At 71.1% G+C, this 20,585-nt stretch carries 14 protein-coding genes and 1 tRNA gene; 5 read left to right on the forward strand and 10 right to left on the reverse strand.

The genetic code is table 11. The features are described 5' to 3' along the window. Window positions 1-189: 189 nt before the first annotated feature. From ACFFHC_RS10455 to rplJ, 5 genes are all read right to left on the reverse strand, one after another. On the reverse strand, window positions 190-4,083 hold the full coding sequence (locus ACFFHC_RS10455) for a DNA-directed RNA polymerase subunit beta' (protein WP_070705855.1): 3,894 nt from the start codon (window positions 4,081-4,083) through the stop codon (window positions 190-192). A 50-nt stretch (window positions 4,084-4,133) separates the two neighbouring features. Further along, window positions 4,134-7,619, reverse strand: coding sequence for a DNA-directed RNA polymerase subunit beta (gene rpoB / locus ACFFHC_RS10460; protein ID WP_379805243.1), 3,486 nt, complete (start codon window positions 7,617-7,619; stop codon window positions 4,134-4,136). Between the two features lie 392 nt (window positions 7,620-8,011). Further along, window positions 8,012-11,530 (reverse strand): ATP-binding cassette domain-containing protein, encoded by a 3,519-nt coding sequence (locus tag ACFFHC_RS10465; protein ID WP_379805246.1) that lies wholly within the window; start codon window positions 11,528-11,530, stop codon window positions 8,012-8,014. Window positions 11,531-11,666: 136 nt separating this feature from the next. Then, window positions 11,667-12,056, reverse strand: coding sequence for a 50S ribosomal protein L7/L12 (rplL, locus tag ACFFHC_RS10470; RefSeq protein ID WP_070705852.1), 390 nt, complete (start codon window positions 12,054-12,056; stop codon window positions 11,667-11,669). 89 nt (window positions 12,057-12,145) lie between these two features. After that, complete coding sequence (rplJ, locus tag ACFFHC_RS10475; protein ID WP_070705851.1) at window positions 12,146-12,769, reverse strand: 50S ribosomal protein L10; 624 nt, start codon at window positions 12,767-12,769, stop codon at window positions 12,146-12,148. A 340-nt stretch (window positions 12,770-13,109) separates the two neighbouring features. Here rplJ and ACFFHC_RS10480 point away from each other — a divergent pair, with 340 nt between their 5' ends. Continuing rightward, entirely contained in the window at window positions 13,110-13,520 is a 411-nt protein-coding gene (locus tag ACFFHC_RS10480; protein ID WP_070705850.1) for a hypothetical protein, read from the forward strand. Between the two features lie 112 nt (window positions 13,521-13,632). Here the strand turns inward: ACFFHC_RS10480 and rplA are convergent, their stop codons facing one another. The 5 genes from rplA to ACFFHC_RS10505 form a co-directional block, all read right to left on the reverse strand. Then, window positions 13,633-14,328 (reverse strand): 50S ribosomal protein L1, encoded by a 696-nt coding sequence (gene rplA, locus ACFFHC_RS10485; protein ID WP_070705849.1) that lies wholly within the window; start codon window positions 14,326-14,328, stop codon window positions 13,633-13,635. A gap of 102 nt (window positions 14,329-14,430) precedes the next feature. Then, window positions 14,431-14,862: a 50S ribosomal protein L11 gene (gene rplK / locus ACFFHC_RS10490; protein ID WP_070705848.1), complete on the reverse strand. Its 432-nt coding sequence runs from the start codon at window positions 14,860-14,862 to the stop codon at window positions 14,431-14,433. Between the two features lie 122 nt (window positions 14,863-14,984). After that, window positions 14,985-15,788: a transcription termination/antitermination protein NusG gene (nusG, locus tag ACFFHC_RS10495; RefSeq protein WP_379805419.1), complete on the reverse strand. Its 804-nt coding sequence runs from the start codon at window positions 15,786-15,788 to the stop codon at window positions 14,985-14,987. A gap of 104 nt (window positions 15,789-15,892) precedes the next feature. Continuing rightward, window positions 15,893-16,186, reverse strand: coding sequence for a preprotein translocase subunit SecE (gene secE / locus ACFFHC_RS10500; protein ID WP_168168518.1), 294 nt, complete (start codon window positions 16,184-16,186; stop codon window positions 15,893-15,895). Between the two features lie 41 nt (window positions 16,187-16,227). Then, window positions 16,228-16,300 (reverse strand) — tRNA-Trp (locus ACFFHC_RS10505). A 184-nt stretch (window positions 16,301-16,484) separates the two neighbouring features. On the opposite strand from ACFFHC_RS10505, the gene ACFFHC_RS10510 reads away from it, so the two are divergent. The 4 genes from ACFFHC_RS10510 to ACFFHC_RS10525 all read left to right on the forward strand — a co-directional run bounded on the left by ACFFHC_RS10510 (window position 16,485) and on the right by ACFFHC_RS10525 (window position 20,542). Further along, window positions 16,485-17,717 (forward strand): pyridoxal phosphate-dependent aminotransferase, encoded by a 1,233-nt coding sequence (locus ACFFHC_RS10510; RefSeq protein ID WP_070705876.1) that lies wholly within the window; start codon window positions 16,485-16,487, stop codon window positions 17,715-17,717. Window positions 17,718-17,889: 172 nt separating this feature from the next. Continuing rightward, on the forward strand, window positions 17,890-18,270 hold the full coding sequence (locus ACFFHC_RS10515) for a hypothetical protein (RefSeq protein ID WP_070705824.1): 381 nt from the start codon (window positions 17,890-17,892) through the stop codon (window positions 18,268-18,270). A 155-nt stretch (window positions 18,271-18,425) separates the two neighbouring features. Next, a complete protein-coding gene (locus tag ACFFHC_RS10520; protein ID WP_238329943.1) occupies window positions 18,426-19,391 on the forward strand; it encodes an adenosine deaminase in 966 nt (321 codons plus the stop codon). Between the two features lie 62 nt (window positions 19,392-19,453). Continuing rightward, window positions 19,454-20,542, forward strand: a complete 1,089-nt coding sequence (locus tag ACFFHC_RS10525; protein ID WP_379805255.1) for a metallophosphoesterase — start codon at window positions 19,454-19,456, stop codon at window positions 20,540-20,542. Window positions 20,543-20,585: the final 43 nt, after the last annotated feature.

Here is a 20,585-nt window from a genome sequence, read left to right on the forward strand (position 1 = left end):
GCCTCGTGGAGGTCGACTGCCCGGTGGAGGGCGGCGCGGGCGAGCCCACGCCAATCGGCAACTTTATGGCAGATGCGGCGTGGCTCCAAATCCAGAAGGGGCGGACGGGGTACGGAACGCAGCGAGGGCCCCTCCCGGCGGGAGGGGCCCTCGCAGGACCGCACCGGTCACGGGGACCGGGTCAGCAGGTCACCAGCGGTACTCGCCGGTGTCCACCTCGTCGAGGGGCACGGCCTGGCCGGTGCCCTCGCCGAACTGGGCGAAGTCGAAGCCCTCGAAGTCGGTCATGGCGTACGCGGCCGCCTTGGCCTCCTCGGTGGGCTCCACCGTCACGTTGCGGTAGCGCTGCAGCCCGGTACCGGCCGGGATGAGCTTTCCGAGGATGACGTTCTCCTTGAGGCCCAGCAGCGGGTCGCCCTTGCCGTGCATCGCGGCCTCGGTGAGGACGCGGGTCGTCTCCTGGAAGGAGGCGGCCGACAGCCAGGACTCCGTGGCCAGCGAGGCCTTGGTGATGCCCATCAGCTCGGGACGACCGGAGGCGGGCTTGCTGCCCTCGGCCACCACACGGCGGTTCTCGGTCTCGAAACGGGAACGCTCCACCAGGTCACCGGCCAGGAGGGAGGTGTCCCCCTCCTCGATGATCGTGATGCGGCGCAGCATCTGCCGCACGATGACCTCGATGTGCTTCTGGTGGATGGACACACCCTGCTGGCGGTACACGCCCTGCACCTCGTCCACGAGGTGCTGCTGCACCGCGCGCGGGCCGAGGATGCGCAGGACCTGCTTGGGGTCGACGGCGCCGACCACGAGCTGCTCACCGGCCGGGACCGACTGGCCCTCCTCGACGAGCAGGCGCGTGCGCTTGCCGACCAGGTAGGCGTGCTCCTCCGTGCCGTCGTCCGGCACCAGGATGATGCGGCGCTGCTTGTCCGCGTCCTCGATGCGGATGCGGCCGGCGGCCTCGGCGATCGGGGCCACACCCTTGGGGGTGCGGGCCTCGAACAGCTCGACCACACGCGGCAGACCCTGCGTGATGTCGTCACCGGCCACACCACCGGTGTGGAAGGTACGCATCGTCAGCTGGGTACCGGGCTCACCGATCGACTGCGCGGCGACGATGCCGACGGCCTCGCCGATGTCGACCAGCTGGCCGGTGGCCAGCGAGCGGCCGTAGCACTTGGCGCAGGTGCCGACCGAGGACTCGCAGGTGAGCACGGAGCGCACCTTGACGGTCTCGACACCGGCGGCCACGAGCTCCTCGATGAGCACGTCACCCAGGTCGTCACCCGCGGTGGCGACCGTGGTGCCGTCCACGACGACGTCCTCGGCCACGGTGCGGGCGTAGGCGCTGGACTCGACCTCGTCGTCCACGACCACGGTGCCGTCGGCGCCGCGCTGGCCGATGGTGACCTTCACGCCACGACCGGTGCCGCAGTCGGACTCGCGGACGATGACGTCCTGCGACACGTCCACCAGACGACGGGTCAGGTAACCCGAGTCGGCGGTACGCAGGGCGGTGTCGGCCAGACCCTTGCGGGCACCGTGCGTCGAGATGAAGAACTCCAGCACCGTCAGGCCCTCGCGGAACGAGGCCTTGATCGGGCGCGGGATGATCTCGCCCTTCGGGTTGGCCATGAGGCCACGCATGCCGGCGATCTGACGCAGCTGGAACCAGTTACCACGGGCACCGGAGGTGACCATGCGGTAGATCGGGTTGTCGGCCGGGAAGTTGGCCTCCATCGCCTTGGCGACCTCGTTGGTGGCCTGCGTCCAGATCTCGATGAGCTCCTGACGGCGCTCGTCGTCGGTGATCAGACCGCGCTCGTACTGCACCTGGACCTTGGCGGCCTTGCTCTCGTAGGCCTCGAGCAGCTCGGACTTGTTGTCCGGCACCACCACGTCGGAGATGGCCACCGTGGTGCCCGAGCGGGACGCCCAGTAGAAGCCGTTCTCCTTCAGCGCGTCCAGCGAGGCGGCGACGTCGACCTTGTCGTAGCGCTCGGCCAGGGCGTTGATGATGTTGGACAGGACCTTCTTGTCCACCGGGTTGTTGACGAACGGGAAGTTCTCCGGCAGGGACTCGTTGAAGATCGCCCGACCCAGCGTGGTCTGCAGCGTGAGCACCGGGGCGTAGCCCTTCTCGTCGAGCTCCACCTCGCCCTCGAAGTCGGCCGGCGGCACGACGTGCGGCAGGCGCATGACGACGGGGGTGCCCAGCTTGATCTCACCGCGGTCGAAGGCCATGCGGGCCTCGGCCTGGCTGGTGAAGTGGCGCATCTCCTCCACCGGCGTGTCCTCGGTGCCGAGCACCTGGGAGGTCAGGTGGTACAGGCCGATGATCATGTCCTGGGTGGGCATGGTCACCGGGCGACCGTCCGCCGGCTTGAGGATGTTGTTGCTCGAGAGCATCAGGATGCGCGCCTCGGCCTGGGCCTCGGCGGACAGCGGCACGTGCACGGCCATCTGGTCACCGTCGAAGTCGGCGTTGAAGGCGGTGCAGACCAGCGGGTGGATCTGGATGGCCTTGCCCTCGACGAGCTGCGGCTCGAAGGCCTGGATGCCCAGACGGTGCAGCGTGGGTGCACGGTTCAGCAGCACCGGGTGCTCGGTGATGACCTCCTCGAGCACGTCCCACACCATCGGGTTGTGGCGCTCGACCATGCGCTTGGCCGACTTGATGTTCTGCGCGTGGTCGAGGTCGACCAGGCGCTTCATCACGAACGGCTTGAAGAGCTCCAGGGCCATCTGCTTGGGCAGACCGCACTGGTGCAGCTTGAGGGTCGGGCCGACCACGATGACCGAACGGCCCGAGTAGTCGACGCGCTTGCCGAGCAGGTTCTGGCGGAAGCGACCCTGCTTGCCCTTGAGCATGTCGGAGAGCGACTTCAGCGGGCGGTTGCCCGGACCGGTGACCGGACGACCGCGACGACCGTTGTCGAACAGGGAGTCCACGGACTCCTGCAGCATGCGCTTCTCGTTGTTGATGATGATCTCGGGGGCACCGAGGTCGAGCAGGCGCTTGAGGCGGTTGTTGCGGTTGATGACGCGGCGGTACAGGTCGTTGAGGTCGGAGGTCGCGAAGCGGCCACCGTCCAGCTGCACCATCGGACGCAGGTCCGGCGGGATCACCGGGACGGCATCCAGGACCATGCCCTGCGGCTCGTTGTCGGTGGTCAGGAAGGCCGTGACCACCTTGAGGCGCTTGAGGGCACGGGTCTTCTTCTGGCCCTTGCCGGTGGCGATGATCTCGCGGAGCTTCTCGGCCTCGGCCTCGAGGTCGAAGTCCTGCAGCAGCTTCTGCAGGGCCGCGGCACCCATGCCGCCCTCGAAGTACATGCCGAAGCGGTCGCGCATCTCGCGGAACAGCATCTCGTCGCCCTCGAGGTCCTGGACCTTGAGGTTCTTGAAGCGGTCCCACACCTGCTCCACGCGCTCGACCTGCTGGTCGGCACGCTTGCGGATCTGGTTCATCTCGCGCTCGGCGGAGTCGCGGACCTTGCGCTTGGCGTCGGACTTGGCGCCCTCGGCCTCGAGCGCGGCGATGTCCTGCTCCAGCTTCTTGGCGCGGGCCTCCACGTCGGCGTCGCGACGGTTCTCGGTGGCCTTGATCTCGGACTGGATCTCGGCCTCGAGGGACGGCAGGTCGTTGTGGCGACCCTCCTCGTCCACCGAGGTGATGACGTACGCGGCGAAGTAGATGACCTTCTCGAGGTCCTTCGGCGCCAGGTCCAGCAGGTAGCCCAGACGGCTGGGCACGCCCTTGAAGTACCAGATGTGCGTCACCGGGGCGGCCAGCTCGATGTGGCCCATGCGCTCACGGCGCACGGCCGAGCGGGTCACCTCGACGCCGCAGCGCTCACAGATGATGCCCTTGAAGCGCACGCGCTTGTACTTGCCGCAGTAGCACTCCCAGTCGCGGGTCGGACCGAAGATCTTCTCGCAGAAGAGTCCGTCCTTCTCGGGCTTCAGGGTGCGGTAGTTGATGGTCTCCGGCTTCTTGACCTCGCCGTGGCTCCACTGGCGGATGTCGTCGGCCGTGGCCTGGCCGATGCGAAGCTCGTCGAAGAAGTTGACGTCGAGCACAGGTGTCCTTCTCTCGTGTTCCGGGGGCTAGAGGGTTCGCTCGGGTCTTCTCAGACCTCTTCGACCGAGCTCGGCTCACGCCGGCTCAGGTCGATGCCGAGCTCCTCCGCCGCGCGGAAGACCTCCTGGTCCTGCTCTCGCAGGTCGATGTTCTGGCCGTCGGTCGAGAGGACCTCGACGTTCAGGCACAGGGACTGCATCTCCTTGATGAGCACCTTGAAGGACTCGGGGATGCCGGGCTCGGGGACGTTGTCGCCCTTGACGATGGACTCGTACACCTTGACGCGGCCGGTGACATCGTCGGACTTGATCGTCAGCAGCTCCTGCAGTGCGTAAGCGGCGCCGTAGGCCTCGAGGGCCCACACCTCCATCTCACCGAAGCGCTGACCACCGAACTGCGCCTTACCACCCAGCGGCTGCTGCGTGATCATCGAGTACGGGCCGGTGGAGCGGGCGTGGATCTTCTCGTCCACCAGGTGGTGGAGCTTGAGGATGTACATGTAGCCCACGGACACCGGGTCCGGGTACGGCTCACCGGTGCGGCCGTCGAACAGCTGCGCCTTGCCCGAACCGTCGATGAGGCGCTGGCCGTCGCGCGAGGGCAGCGTCGAGTCGAGCAGACCCGTGATCTCCTCCTCGCGGGCACCGTCGAACACCGGGGTGGCCACGCGGGTCCACGGACCGGCCTCCTGGTGCTCCTCGGCAAGGTTCTCGGCCCACTCCGGGGTGCCCTCGATCTTCCAGCCGTTGGCCGCGGCCCAGCCGAGGTGCAGCTCGAGCACCTGGCCGACGTTCATGCGGCTGGGCACACCCAGCGGGTTGAGCACGACGTCCACCGGGGTGCCGTCGGGCAGGAAGGGCATGTCCTCGACCGGCAGGATCTTGGAGATGACGCCCTTGTTGCCGTGACGGCCGGCGAGCTTGTCACCGTCAGTGATCTTGCGCTTGTTCGCCACGTGGACGCGCACCATCTGGTTCACGCCCGGGGGCAGCTCGTCGCCCTCCTCGCGGTCGAACACCTTGACGCCGATGACCGTGCCGGTCTCACCGTGGGGCACCTTCATGGAGGTGTCGCGCACCTCGCGGGCCTTCTCGCCGAAGATGGCGCGCAGCAGGCGCTCCTCCGGGGTCAGCTCGGTCTCACCCTTGGGGGTCACCTTGCCGACCAGCACGTCGCCGTCGCGGACCTCGGCACCGATGCGGATGATGCCGCGCTCGTCCAGGTCGGCCAGCACGTCGTCGGAGACGTTCGGGATGTCCCGGGTGATCTCCTCCGGGCCCAGCTTGGTGTCGCGGGCGTCGATCTCGTGCTCCTCGATGTGGATCGAGGAGAGGGTGTCGTCCTGCACGAGGCGCTGCGACAGGATGATCGCGTCCTCGTAGTTGTAGCCCTCCCACGGCATGAAGGCCACGAGCAGGTTCTTGCCCAGGGCCATCTCGCCATTGTCGGTCGACGGACCGTCGGCGATGAGGTCGCCCTTCTCCACACGGTCGCCCGCCGAGACCACGACCCGCTGGTTGTAGCAGGTGCCCTGGTTGGAGCGGTTGAACTTGTCGATGGCGTAGTTCAGGTAGGTGCCGTCGTCGTTCGTGACCTGCACCAGGTCGGCCGAGACGGACTGCACCACACCGGCCTTGTCGGCGCGGACCACGTCACCGGTGTCCAGCGCGGCTCGGTGCTCGATGCCGGTGCCCACCAGCGGGGCCTCGGCCTGCACCAGCGGCACGCCCTGGCGCTGCATGTTGGCACCCATGAGCGCGCGGTTGGCGTCGTCGTGCTCGAGGAAGGGGATCATCGCGGTGGCCGCGGACACCATCTGGCGCGGGGAGACGTCCATGTAGTGGACCTCGTCGCGCGGCACGAACTCGACCTCGCCGCCCTTCGAGCGCACGAGCACGCGCTCCCCGGCGAACTGGCCATCCTCGGTGAGGGGCGCGTTCGCCTGGGCGATCACGTAGTCGTCCTCCTCGTCCGCGGTCAGGTACTCCACGTCATCGGTGACGTAGCCCTCCTTGACCTTGCGGTAGGGGGTCTCGACGAAGCCGAAGGGGTTGATGCGGCCGTAGGACGCCAGCGCACCGATCAGACCGATGTTCGGGCCTTCCGGCGTCTCGATGGGGCACATGCGGCCGTAGTGCGACGGGTGGACGTCGCGGACCTCCATGCCGGCGCGGTCACGGGACAGACCACCGGGGCCCAGCGCGGACAGGCGACGCTTGTGCGTCAGACCGGCCAGCGGGTTGTTCTGGTCCATGAACTGCGAGAGCTGGCTGGTGCCGAAGAACTCGCGGATCGCGGCGACCACCGGGCGGATGTTGATGAGCGTCTGCGGCGTGATGGCCTCGACGTCCTGGGTGGTCATGCGCTCACGGACGACGCGCTCCATGCGCGACAGGCCGGTGCGGACCTGGTTCTGGATCAGCTCGCCGACCGTGCGCAGGCGGCGGTTGCCGAAGTGGTCGATGTCATCGGTCTCGACGCGCAGGTCGACCGCCTCGCCGTGGCGCACGCCCTCCATCGTGGTCTCGCCGGCGTGCAGCGCGACGATGTACTTGATGGTGCGGACGATGTCGTCCACGCCCAGGGTGGAGTCGGTGAGCTCGGCGTCGATGCCCAGCTTCTTGTTGATCTTGTAGCGGCCGACCTTGGCCAGGTCGTAGCGCTTGCCGTTGAAGTAGAGGTTGTCCAGGAGGTTCTGGGCGGCCTCGACCGTCGGGGGCTCCCCCGGACGCAGCTTGCGGTAGATGTCCAGCAGGGCCTCGTCCTGGTTGGCCGTGTGGTCCTTCTCCAGCGTCGCGCGGATGGACTCGTACTGGCCGAACTCCTCGAGGATCTGCGCCTCGGTCCACCCCAGCGCCTTGAGCAGCACGGTCACGGACTGCTTGCGCTTGCGGTCGACACGGACACCGACCATGTCCTTCTTGTCGACCTCGAACTCCAGCCACGCACCACGGCTGGGGATGATCTTGGCGGAGTAGATCTCCTTGTCGGTCGCGCGGTCGAAGGAGCGCTCGAAGTAGACGCCCGGCGAACGCACGATCTGGGAGACGACGACACGCTCGGTGCCGTTGATGATGAAGGTGCCGCGCTTGGTCATGAGCGGGAAGTCGCCCATGAACACGGTCTGCGACTTGATCTCACCGGTCTCGCCGTTCATGAACTCGGCGGTGACGAACAGGGGCGCCGAGTAGGTCATGTCCCGCTCGATGCACTCGTCCTCGGTGTACTTGATCTCCTCGAAGCGGTGCTCGGAGAAGCTCAGCGACATGGTCTCCGAGAAGTCCTCGATGGGGGAGATCTCCTCGAAGATGTCCTCCAAGCCCGAGGTCAGGGAGATGTCGGTGCGGCCGGCGGCCTTCGCCTCGGCCACCCGCTCCTGCCATGCCTCGTTGCCGAGGAGCCAGTCGAAGCTCTCGGTCTGGAGCGCCAGGAGGTCCGGCACCTCCAGGGGCTCGTGGATGCGGGAGAACGACAGACGCCCGGAAGCGGTGCGTGCGGTCGAGACGTTCTGGTCAGCAGTGCGCGAGGCAGCCAAGGAGTGTCCTTCCTCAAGGCCGTGCATGTTCGGTGCGGTCACGCCACCGCGGGAACTCCTCCCCCGCACCGGTCGGCCTGCGCCCCCGCCGGGCGGTCACGGATCCCCACACGCGAGGCGGAGGTGTCGGCGGACGTCTGGCGCGCGGGCGTCGGGGGTGGGGTTGGAGACAAAGGGGCAGCGCAACGAGTCACAGTACACCCCTGTCAAGGGCCCGTCAAACGCCGACGACGTGCCGCCGCCTTCCCCCGGCGTCGGTCCGCGTCGTGGGACCGCCCCCGCCCCGACGAGCGGTTGAACTGTGCCCCACACCACCGGCCCCGGTCAATCCCGACACGCACCCGGGGCCTGGGTCCGGACCGCCCTGCCCGGCCCGGCCCGGACCCAGGTGCTCACCCCGCGAGGTGCCCCCACTGGCGCTCGAGCTCGCTCCACGGGCCGGTGGCCACCACGCGCCCGCCGCGGAGCACCGCCACCCGGTCCGCCCGCTGGAGGGCCGACCGCTTGGACGTGGCACCCACCACCGTGGTGCCCCCCGCGCGCAGGGCCTCCCAGAGCTCCACCTCGGTGCGGGCGTCCAGCGCCGACGAGACGTCGTCGGCCAGCACCAGCTGCGCGTCCGCCGCCAGTGCACGGGCCAGCGCCAGGCGCTGCACCTGGCCGCCGGAGAGGCGCACCCCGCGGTGGCCCACGAGGGCCTCGGAGCCGCCGGCCGCGGTGAGATCCGGGCCAAGGCGGGCCACGTCCACGGCCGCCTCGACCGCACGCTCGTGGTCGAGCCGGAGGTTCTCGGCGAAGCTGCCCGAGAGGACCCGCGGGACCTGCGCGACCCACGCCACCTGACCGGGGCGCAGGAAGGTCTCGGGGTCGTCGACGGCCCGGTCGTTCCAGCGCAGCGTGCCGCGGGTGTGCTCCAGGCCGGCCAGGCCCCGCAGGAGGCTGGACTTGCCGGAACCCACCGGTCCCACGAGGAGCACGAGCTCGCCGGCGTGCACCGTGAGGTCCACGCCCTCCACACCGACCGTGCCGTCGTCGTGGACGACGTCCAGCCCCTGGAGCGTCAGCGCCCGCAGCGGCTCCACCTCCACGGGTGCGGGACCGGGTGCCCGTCCGGACACGAGGTCCACGCCCTCGGGGAGGGACACCAGGTCGCGGCCACCGGCCATGCCGTGGGTGGCCTGCTGCCACGAGCGCACACCGGGGGCCTCGGTGATCACCGCACCGGCCACCTGCCCGAACCAGACGAACCCGAGCACGGTGCTGGCCACGAGCAGGGTGGTGGAGAGGTCCCAGTACCCCTGCTGGTGGGCCCACCAGGCGCCCACGGCGGCCAGCTGGAGCAGGATCGGCGGCAGGCCCTTGAGGCCTGCGGCCACGCGGTGCTCCAGGACCGCGGCCTCCACGCGGCGCCGGTCGAGTGACAGCAGGTGGCGGCGCACCTGGGGCATCCGCCCGGAGAGCTTCACCGTGCGCGCGGACTCCAGGGCGGAGCCGACCGCACGCCCGAACTCGGCCCGCAGGGCGGAGGCCGCCGTGGCCGACCGGCCGGCCAGGGGCCGCCCGAGGGCGGAGACCAGGGCCGATCCAGCGAGCACGGCCAGCAGCACCAGGCCGCTCGTGGCGTGCCCGGAGACGAGGGCGGTGAACAGCGCGATGAGCAGACCGTTGACGAGGTCCACCCACCGGTCGGTGTAGCGAATGTACCGCTCGCCGTCCATGGCCCGGGCCACCACCTCGCCGGGCGGCAGCTTCTCCGTGCGTCGTTGCTCGGTCTGCCCCACGAGCACGGCCATGCGGATGCGCAGCATGAGCTCCACCCACCACCGGGGGTAGCGCAGGATCGCCGCCCCCAGCAGCAGCGGGGCCGAGACCAGCAACACCACGATCGCCGTCACCCACCCCCACGGGGAGCCCCCGGAGGCGAGCACCTCGACGAGCCGACCCCAGGCCCAGGCCGTCCCCGCTCCGACGGCGCCGCTGAGCGAGAGCGCGAGGAACAGCGGGATGGACACCAGGCCCCAGGCCGGCCGCGCCGTGATGGCGCGCCAGACCGCACGGGCCAGCGACGGTGCGCGGCCGGCGTCGCGGGTGGGGGGCGGCGTGGTGAGGCGACGGGCCGTACCCACCGCGTGCTGGGTGGCCTCGTCCTCGGTGGGGTCGGGCTCCTCCTGCGCGGCGTGGTCCCCGGCGGTGGCCGCGCGCAGGAGGTCGCGGAAGGCGCCGTCGTCGGCGGACAGCTGCGCGTGGGTGCCGTGCTGGAGCACGCGACCGTCCTGGAGCACGGCCACGAGGTCGGCCCGCTCGATCGTCCCGAGCCGGTGGGCCACGAGCACGCCGGTGCGCCCCGAGAGCAGGCGCTCGGAGGCGCGCACCACGCGTTGCTCGGTGACCGGGTCCATCCGGGCGGTGGCCTCGTCGAGCACCACCACCTGCACGTCACGGGCCAGCAAGCGCGCGAAGGCGAGCAGCTGCTCCTCCCCCGCCGAGAGCGTCAGGCCGCCCGGGCCGAGCAGGGTGTGCAGGCCGTCGGGCAGCGCGGCCACCCAGTCGGTGAGACCCAGCTCGTCGACGACGGCCTGCACGTGCTCGTCGCCGAGGTCCTCGAAGAGCGTGATGTTCTGCGCCAGCGTGCCGGCGAGCACCTCGGTGCGCTGGGTGACCGTGCCCACGCCCCCGCGGAGGGCCGCGAGGTCGGTGGTGCCCACGTCCTGCCCGCCGAGCAGCACGGTGCCGGCCGGGGGCTCGATGGCGCGCGTCACCATCGAGGCGAGGGTGGACTTGCCCGACCCGGTGCGCCCCACCAGGGCCAGCGTCTGGCCGGCCGGCACGTGGAGGTCGATGCCCCGCAGCGCGAAGGTGCCCTGCCCGTAGGAGAAGTCCAGGTCGGCGAAGCGCAGGTCGAGCGGCCCCTCGGGCAGCGGGTCACCCCCGACGGGCTCGGCCTCGGAGGCGATGGCCTGCCGCACGCGGATGACTGCTCCCATACCGGCCTGGAGCTCCGGCAGCTGTTGGGACAGCTGCGACATGACGCCGACGAAGCGGCTGCTCACGAGGAAGAGGGTGACCAGCGCGGAGATGCCCAGGTGCCCGCCCTCCACGGCCCAGGCACCCCCGACCACGAGCACCACCATGAGCAGCTGCAGCACCAGCCCGCTACGGAGGATGACCGCGACCTCCTGGCCCAGCACCGCCCGGAAGCGGCGGTGGACCTCGGCGGAGAGCTCGGCCAGGCGGCGCACGGCGAACGGCTGGCCGAGGCTGGTGCGCAGGTCGTCCCGGGCGGCGATGCCCTCCTCGAGGGCCGCGGCGTGCGCGGTGAACGCGGCCTCCTCGTGCACCTTGAGCTCGGCGATCCGGGGCAGCAACGGGCGCACCACGAGCAGGGTGGCGGCGCCGACCACCGGGAAGAGGAACCAGGCGGGCCACCAGGTGAGCCCGGCCACGACCCACATCGGCACGACGGCCACCAGGGTGGACAGGACGTTCCACAGCATGTCCCGGCTCAGCGAGCCGATCTCCGTGGCGTCGTCGTCGATGCGGTCGAGCAGCTCACCGACCGCCTGGTCGCCCAGGGCCGCCACCGGTTGCGCGGTCACGGCGGTCAACACGTCGCGGCGCAGCTCGCCCTCGGCGCGGTCGACCTCCCCCACCCACAGCAGGCGGCCCACGGCATCGAGCACCACGCCACCCACGAGGGCCAGGGCGAGCCACCCCACGAGGGGCGCCTGCGGGTCCTGAGCGAGGCGACCGGCCAGGACGGCCCCCACGGACTGGCCCACGCCGCCCACGGTCAGCACGGCCAGCGCCACGGCGGACACCGGCGTGAGCAGGCGTCGCCAGGTGACGGGGCGGGGGGTGGCGCCGGCCCGTCCGGCAGCGTGGACGGCGGTGGGGCGCGAGGGGTGGGGCATGGGGTCAACCTATGCCCCGGCACCGACGAGCTCACCTGGTTTTCCGCACCCTCCGGACATGCGACAGCGGGCCCCACCGTGACGGTGGGGCCCGCTGTGACCGCAGTGCGGCGAGGGGGTCAGTGACCCCCGGAGATCACTTGATCTCGACGGTGGCGCCGGCGCCCTCGAGGGCCTCCTTGGCCTTGTCGGCCTCCTCCTTGGAGACACCCTCCAGGACGGGCTTGGGGGCGCCGTCCACGAGGTCCTTGGCCTCCTTCAGACCCAGGGAGGTCAGACCGCGCACCTCCTTGATGACGCCGATCTTCTTGTCACCGGCGGCAGCCAGGATGACGTCGAACTCGGTCTTCTCCTCGGCGGCGGCGCCGGCGTCGCCGCCAGCGGCCGGGGCCGCACCGGCAACCGCGACGGGGGCGGCGGCGGTGACCTCGAAGACCTCCTCGAACTGCTTCACGAACTCGGAGAGCTCGATCAGCGTCATCTCCTTGAACTGCTCGATGAGCTCGTCGTTGCTGAGCTTGGCCATGGTGGCTTCCTTTCGTTACTGCCGTGAGTGGCGTGCCCGGCGGGCCGGGCGAGTTGTGGTGGCTGGTCGCTGGGCGGGAGCCCGGGCGATCAGTTGTCGTCGCCACCCTCGGCGACGTCGGTGGTGGACTCCTCGGAGTCCGCGGCAGCGTCCTCGGCGGGCGCGTCCGCAGCGGCCGGGGCGCCGGACACCGGGCCCTCGGTCTCGACCTTCTGACGCAGGGCCTCGGCCAGACGTGCCATCTGGGCCGGGGCGCCGTTGAGCAGAGCGGCGGTGTTGGCCATCGGAGCCTTCATCGCACCGGCCAGCTTGGCCAGCAGCGTCTCGCGGCTCTCCAGGCTGGCGAGCTTCTCGATGTCGGCGGCGCTGAACGCCTGGCCGTCGACGAGACCAGCCTTGAGGACCAGGGCCTCGTTCTCCTTGGCGAAGTCACGCAGGCCCTTGGCCACCTCGACCGGGTCACCGGTGACGAAGGCGATGGCGGTGGGGCCGGACAGGTGACCGTCGAACGCGTCGACGCCCACCTCGGCCGCCGCACGGGCGGTCAGCGTGTTCTTCACCACGGAGTACGTCGCGTTGCCGCGCAGCTTGGAGCGGAGCTCCGCCATCTGCGCGACGGTCAGGCCGCGGTACTCGGTCAGCACGGCCGCGTTCGAGTCGCGAAGCTGAGCCGCGATCTCGGCGATGACGGCATCCTTCTCGGGATTCGCCATGTGGGCCTCCTTACAGTGGTGGTGCCGGGCCCCACGAACGAAAAAACCCCGTGCGCAGGCACGGGGCAAACTCCTCGACACCCCGCGTCGACACCCTCACGGGCGGACGCAGCGGTCCGGGAACTCGTCTCACACCTACGCGGGCCGTCCGTCGAGCGGAACCTTCGGTGGTGCTCCCACTCCGTCTCCGGCGTGCGGGCACCAACGACCGGCGGTCATTGGTCAGGCAAGAGTAGCGGAGGCCCACGCCGCGCACCAACTCGGCAACGGTGAGGCCGCTCACCCCGTCCCATGACGGATGTCATGCCCCACGAGCCCGCCCCCGCTCAAGACTGGGGCCATGCGAACCCCGCTCCTCTGGACCCTGACCCTCGGAACCGTGCTCACCCTCGGCCTGGCCGTCCACCGTGTCGACGCCCTGACCGTCGAGTCGGCCCTGCCCGCACTGCTCGTGAGCGCGCTCAGCAGCCTGGCGCTCATGGTGGCCGCGTGGTTCGCGCCGCTGAAGGGCGCCCGCAGCACCGCCGGCACGCCGCTCGCCCCGTGGGACACCCGCTGGAACGAGCGCAAGGTGCAGCAGCTCGGCGCCGCGACCGCCGCGACGCTCGGCCTCACCTGGCTCAACGTCCTCGACCCCGGCATGGCGCTGGTGACGGGGATCGTCGTCGCCCTGCTGTTCGGGTTCATGACGGGGCGTTCCGAGGAGGAGCCCCAGCACGAGGCCGACACCCCGGACGGACAGGGCGCCTGACACGGCCCGCCACCACCGGACACCCCGGGACCGACGACGCCGAAGGGCCCCTCCCGAGCGGGAGGGGCCCTTCGCGGTGCTCACGGCCGCGGCGAGACCGTCACGGGGTGGCTCAGGCGTCGGCCTTGGCACCCAGGTCCAGCGGGATGCCGGGACCCATCGTGGTGGAGAGCACCGAACGGGTGATGTAGCGACCCTTGGCGGCGTTCGGCTTCAGGCGCATGACCTCGTCCATCGCGGCGTTGAAGTTCTCCACCAGCTGGTCGGTCGAGAACGACGCCTTGCCGATGATGAACTGCACGTTGGCGTGCTTGTCGTTGCGGAACTCGATCTTGCCGCCCTTGATGTCGGTGACGGCCTTGGCCACGTCCATGGTCACGGTGCCGGTCTTCGGGTTCGGCATGAGGCCACGCGGACCCAGCACCTTGCCCAGACGGCCGACCTTGCCCATGAGGTCCGGGGTGGCGACGACGGCGTCGAAGTCGAGCCAGCCGCCGGCGATCTTCTCGACGAGCTCGTCGGAGCCGACGTGGTCGGCACCCGCCTCGCGAGCGGCCTCGGCCTTGTCACCGTTGGCCAGCACGACCACGCGGGCGGTCTTACCGGTGCCGTTCGGCAGGTTCACGGTGCCGCGGACCATCTGGTCGGCCTTGCGCGGGTCGATGCCCAGACGCAGGGAGACGTCGACGGTGGAGTCCCACTTGGTGGTGGCGATCTCCTGGGCCAGGGCGATGGCCTCACGGGGGGTGTAGGCCTTGCCGGCCTCGATCTTCTCCGCTGCGGCGCGGTAGTTCTTGCTGCGCTTCATGGTTCTCTCCTCGGGAAAGGGGTGGGAGTCGTGGTCGTGCGGGCCAGCGCCGGCCCTACCACTGGGGCGCGGTGACGGCGGGTGCCGTCACCGCAGGGGGCCTCAGCCCTCGACGGTGATGCCCATGGAACGGGCGGTGCCGGCGATGATGCGCTTGGCCATGTCGAGGTCGTTGGCGTTGAGGTCCTTCATCTTGGTCTCGGCGATCTCGGCCACCTGGGCGTCCGTGATCTTGCCGACCTTGTTCACGTGCGGCTCGCCGGAACCCTTGGGCACGCCGGCAGCCTTCTTGATGAGCTGGGCGGCCGGCGGGGTCTTGGTGATGAAGGTGAAGGAGCGGTCCTCGTAGACCGTGATCTCCACCGGGATGATGTTGCCGCGCTGCGACTCCGTGGCGGCGTTGTACGCCTTGACGAAGTCCATGATGTTGACACCGGCGGCACCGAGCGCGGGACCGACCGGGGGCGCCGGGGTGGCGGCGCCGGCCTCGATCTGCAGCTTGATGAAGCTGGCGACCTTCTTCTTGGGGGCCATGTTGTTGCTCCTTGGTCGTGGGCCGACGCCGTGGGCGATGACCCGGTTGCATCGCCACCGCCGGGCGGTGGCAGGTCAGGACCCCGAGGGGTCCGGGTGCGGGGCCGCGGCCCCGCCGCGCATCAGATCTTGGAGACCTGGTTGAACGCGAGCTCGACCGGGGTCTCCCGGCCGAAGATCGAGACCAGCACCTGCACCTTGCGGGCTTCGACGTTGATCTCGGAGATCGTGGCAGGAAGGGTCTCGAACGGACCCTCCATGACGGTGACGGCCTCGCCGACCTCGAAGTCGACGAGCGGCATCTGCGGGGTGCCTGCCTGCGGCTCGACCGTGGTGGCGCCCTCCTGCGAGCCGGCGGCCGCCTCGGCCTGGGACTCGAAGTCGGGGGCCATCATGTCGAAGACCTCGTCCAGGCTCAGCGGCACCGGGTCGGTGGCGTTGCCCACGAAGCCGGTGACGCCCGGGGTGTTGCGGACGGTGCCCCAGGAGGCGTTGGTGAGGTCCATGCGCACCAGGCAGTAGCCGGGCATGCGCACGCGCTCGACCGTCTTCTTCTGGTTGTTCTTGATCTCGGTGACCGTCTCCATGGGCACCTCGGCCTGGAAGATGTAGTCCTCCATGTTCATGGAGACCGCACGCTGCTCCAGGTTGGCCTTCACGCGCTTCTCGTAGCCGGCGTAGGTGTGGAGCACGTACCAGTCACCGAACTGGCCGCGCAGCATGGCGCGGAACTCCTCGGCCTGGTCCTCGGCGGTGGGGGCGGCGTCCTCCTCGGACACCTCGGCGGCGTCGTCCGCGGCCTCGGCCTGCTCACCCTCGACGGTGGCGTCGGCCTCCGGGGCCTCGACCTCGTCGGCCACAGCGGACTCCTCGACGGCCTGGTCGGCCTCGAGCTCGGTCGCCTGGTCGGGCGTCTCCTCGGACATGCTCTGGTTCCTCCACGTGTGCTGGTTGCCGGTGCTGGGGCGGGCCTCGTCGGCCACGGGCGCGGGGCCCGTCGGCATCGACCCCGGGGGTCCTGCGCCGGGCCTCAGCCGAAGACGAGGTCGATCAGGCGCGAGAACAGCTGGTCGAGTCCGAAGACGAAGGCCATCATCGCCCCCACGAAGACGAGCACCACCAGCGTGTAGCTGACGAGCTCCTCGCGCGTGGGACGCACGACCTTGCTCAACTCGTCCGCGATCTGCTGCAGGAACAGCACGATGGAGTTGAAGAAGCGGGAGACCGGGTTGCTCCCCTGGGCCTTCCGCTCACGCAGGGGGACCTCGGAGTGGTCGGCCGGGGCCGTGCTGCGCTCGGCTGCTGCCGCGCTGGGCTCGGTCACGCTCACTCCTTCACGTGCTGGTTCCGCGGGGACGGACTGCGCAGGGCATGAGGGACTCGAACCCCCAACCCCCGGTTTTGGAGACCGGTGCTCTACCAATTGAGCTAATGCCCTTCGGCGGCCGGTGGGTCGACCGCCGTGGTCGGCGCACGGTGGTGCACCGACCGGGCACTCTACTGCAGGGCGGCACCTGATTTCCACCCGAGGCCCCTGCCGCCCCCTCGGCGGTGGTTCCGCGCCCCGGCCGGCACCCCCACGGGGCCCCGGCCGTGCGGGGCCGGCTGCCAGAATGGCGGGCATGACAAGCGACCAGTCCCCCGCCCAGCAGCCCGCCCGAGTGTCCCGCCGCCTGGCCGCGATCGCCGAGTCCGCGACCCTGGCCGTCACCGCGAAGGCCAAGGAGCTCAAGGCCCAGGGCCGACCGGTCATCGGCTTCGGCGCCGGCGAGCCGGACTTCCCGACCCCCGCCCACGTGGTGGAGGCCGCCGCGGCCGCCTGCCACGACCCGGCCAACCACCGGTACACCGCCGCCGGCGGCCTGCCCGAGCTCAAGCAGGCCATCGTGGAGGCCACCGCCCGCCACACGGGCCTGGAGCTGACCCCCCAGCAGGTGCTCGTGACCAACGGTGGCAAGCAGGCCGTGTACAACACCTTCGCCGCCCTGCTCGACCCGGGCGACGAGGTGCTCCTGCCCGCCCCCTACTGGACCACCTACCCCGAGGCCATCGCCCTGGCCGGCGGCACGTCCGTGGAGGTCTTCGCCGACGAGACCCAGGAGTACAAGGTCACCGTCGAGCAGCTCGAGGCCGCCCGCACCGAGCGCACCAAGGTGCTGCTCTTCGTCTCCCCCTCCAACCCCACCGGCGCGGTCTACTCCCGCGACGAGGTCGAGGCCATCGGCCGCTGGGCGGTGGAGCACGGCATCTGGGTGGTCACCGACGAGATCTACGAGTACCTCGTGTACGGCGACGCGGAGTTCCACTCGATGCCGGTGGTGGTCCCGGAGCTGGCCGACACCTGCGTGGTGCTCAACGGCGTGGCCAAGACGTACGCCATGACCGGCTGGCGCGTGGGCTGGATGGCCGGCCCCGTGGACGTCATCAAGGCCGCCACCAACCTGCAGTCGCACGCCACCTCCAACGTGGCCAACGTCTCGCAGCGCGCCGCCGTCGCGGCCCTGAACGGTGGCATGGAGGACGTGGAGCGCATGCACGAGGCGTTCGACCGCCGCCGCCGGACCATCGTGAGGATGCTCAACGAGATCGAGGGCGTGGAGTGCCCGATGCCGGAGGGCGCGTTCTACGCCTACCCCTCGGTCAAGGGCGTGCTCGGCAAGGAGATCCGCGGGAAGCGCCCGCAGACCTCCCTGGAGCTGGCCGCGCTCATCCTCGAGGAGGCCGAGGTGGCCGTGGTGCCCGGTGAGGCCTTCGGCCCCTCGGGCTACCTGCGCCTCTCCTACGCCCTGGGCGACGAGGACCTGGAGGAGGGCGTGGGCCGCATCCAGAAGCTGCTGGCCGAGGCCCGCGACTGACACGGCACCGCACCGATGCCGCAGGGGCCGCCCACCACGCACGTGGTGGGCGGCCCCGCCGCGTGGCGCGACGGACCCCGCCGGGTGGACGACCGCCGGGCACGGGCGGAGACTGGGCCTGACGCCCCGCCCGCAGCGGGCCGACCCGGTGGACACGACCCAGGAGACCCCCATGAGCCAGGACTTCCCCCGCACCGCCTCCGATCTCGACGCCGTGGACGACCTCGTGGACCCCGACCAGGAGTTCAGCGGGGACGGCACGCTCAGCTATGACGACGAGCCGGACGGCCCCGCCGAGGAGGTGGACGCCCAGCAGGAGTACGGCGAGGTGACCGCCGAGGACCTGGGCACCGACGACCTCGTGCAGGACGGCAGCGAGGTGGTCGAGGACGCGGGGCGGGAGGCCGACGGGGCGCTGGCCGGCATCGACCCTGCCCAGCCCGCGACCGACCGCCTGGCCCGCGAGCAGGACACCAACGGCATCGAGGACGAGGGCGAGGGGGCGATGAGCGACCCGGCCGTGGACCACGTGGTCGACGCCGACGACGCCTGAGGAGGCAGCTCGAGCCCGGGTGGCAGACTCCGGACATGGACGCCGGCACCGCCACCCCCCGCACCGACGACCTCGTCACGGGCGCCCTGCTCCAGCCCGGTGACAGGGTCGTGGACCTGCCCAAGGCGCACCTGCACCTGCACTTCACGGGGTCGATGCGGATCAGCACCCTGCGCGAGCTGGCCGCGCAGAAGGGCCTGCGGCTGCCGAGCGCGCTCGTGGACGACTGGCCGCCGGTGCTGCGTGCCACCGACGAGCGCGGCTGGTTCCGCTTCCAGCGCCTCTACGACGCCGCCAGGGCGTGCGTGACGACCGAGACCGACATGCGCCGCATCGTGCGCGAGGCCGCGCAGGACGACGCCGCCGAGGGGTCGCGCTGGCTGGAGATCCAGGTGGACCCCACGAGCTACGCCCCGCACGTCGGGGGCATCACGCCCGCGCTGGAGATCGTCCTCGACGAGGCGCGCCGGGCATCGGCCGAGGAGGGCATCGGCGTGGCCGTGGTGGTGGCGGCGAGCCGCACCCGGCACCCCTACGACGCCCGCGCCCTGGCCCGTCTGGCCGCCCAGCACGCCGGGGACGGCCCGGGGACGGTGGTGGGCTTCGGACTCTCCAACGACGAGCGCCGCGGGGACACCGCGGAGTTCGCCAAGGCGTTCTCCATCGCGCGTCGGGCGGGGCTCGCCTCGGTGCCGCACGCCGGGGAGCTGCTCGGTCCCCGCCACGTGGCCGACGCACTGGACGCCCTGGCACCGGACCGGCTGGGCCACGGGGTGCGGGCCAGCGAGGACCCCGAGCTGCTGGCGGAGGTGGTGCGCCGCGGCATCGCGCTGGAGGTGTGCCCGGGCAGCAACGTGGCCCTGGGCGTGTACTCCGCCCTGGACCAGGTGCCCCTGCGGGCCCTGCTCGACGCCGGGGCGACGGTGGCGCTCGGCGCGGACGACCCGCTGCTCTTCGGCTCCCGGCTGGCCGACCAGTACGTGGCCGCACGCGACGTGCACGGGCTGGACGCCGCCGCCCTCGGGGACCTCGCGCGGGCCTCCTTCGCCGCGAGCCGGGCCCCGCGCGAGGTGGTCGAGGCCGCCGAGCGGGACATCGCCGCGTGGGTGGCCGCCGGCTGAGCGCCACCGGGCCGTCACCCGGCGGCCACCCCGGGGTCACCCGCGAGGGCCACGGTGGGGCCATGCACACACGCACCCCCCTGACCCTGTCCCTGTCCGCGTCCGTCGCCGCCCTGGCCGCCCTCGCCGTCGGGGCACCGGCCACGGCCTCGGCCCCCGACGACGTGGCCCACGTGGCCGTGCTCGGCGACACCCCCTACGGCCCCGAGCAGACCGAGCAGTTCCCCGCCCTCGTGGACGACGTCAACGCCCACGGGTTCGACTGGGTCCTCCACGCCGGCGACGTGAAGAGCGGGTCCACCCCCTGCTCCGACGAGCTGCTGGCCACCTCCCGCGCGCTGTACGACACCTTCGAGGCGCCGTTCGTGCTCACCCCGGGCGACAACGAGTGGACCGACTGCCACCGCGAGAAGGCCGGGCAGTACCTGCCCACCGAGCGCCTGGAGCACACCCGCGCGCTCTTCTACCCGAACCCCCGCGGCACCATCGGGGGGCGGTCGATGGAGGTGGTTCCCCAGTCGGCCGAGCAGCCCGAGCACGCACAGTCGGTGGAGAACGTGCGCTTCCACGCCGCCGGCACCACCTTCGCCACCGTGCACGTGGTGGGCAGCCAGAACGGCGAGGCCCCCTGGGACGAGCTGGCCGAGGGCGACCACCCGGCCGAGCGGATGGCCGAGGTGCGCCAGCGCCGCGCGGCGAACCTGGACTGGATCGACGCCGCCTTCGACACCGCGCAGGAGCGGGGCGACGCCGCCGTGGCGATCATGATGCAGGCCGAGCCGGTGGCCGACGAGCCCGGCTACGCCGCCGAGCGAGCGCTGCTGCTGGAGCGCGCCGCCGCCTTCGACGGCCCGGTGCTCCTGCTGCACGGCGACGAGCACCAGCACGAGGAGGAGGCGCACTACGGCGGGGTGCAGAACCTGACGCGCGTGGAGACCTTCGGCGACACGGCCACGCAGTGGCTGAGCATGACCGTGGACCCCTCCACCGAGGAGGTCTTCTCGTTCCGGACCCACGAGGTGGGCCAGGACGGGCCGATCGTGGACACCGGTGTGGCGAGCGGCCCGGACGCCTCGCCCTGGGCCGGCCTGGCGGGGCTGGGCCTGGTGGCGGCCGGTGGCACGCTCGTGGCCCGCAGCCGCCGCGCCTGAGCCACCGCACGCCCGAAGGGACCCCGTCCGTCGGACGGGGTCC

It is taken from the genome of Kytococcus schroeteri (assembly GCF_042433515.1).
GTDB lineage: Bacteria > Actinomycetota > Actinomycetes > Actinomycetales > Dermatophilaceae > Kytococcus > Kytococcus schroeteri.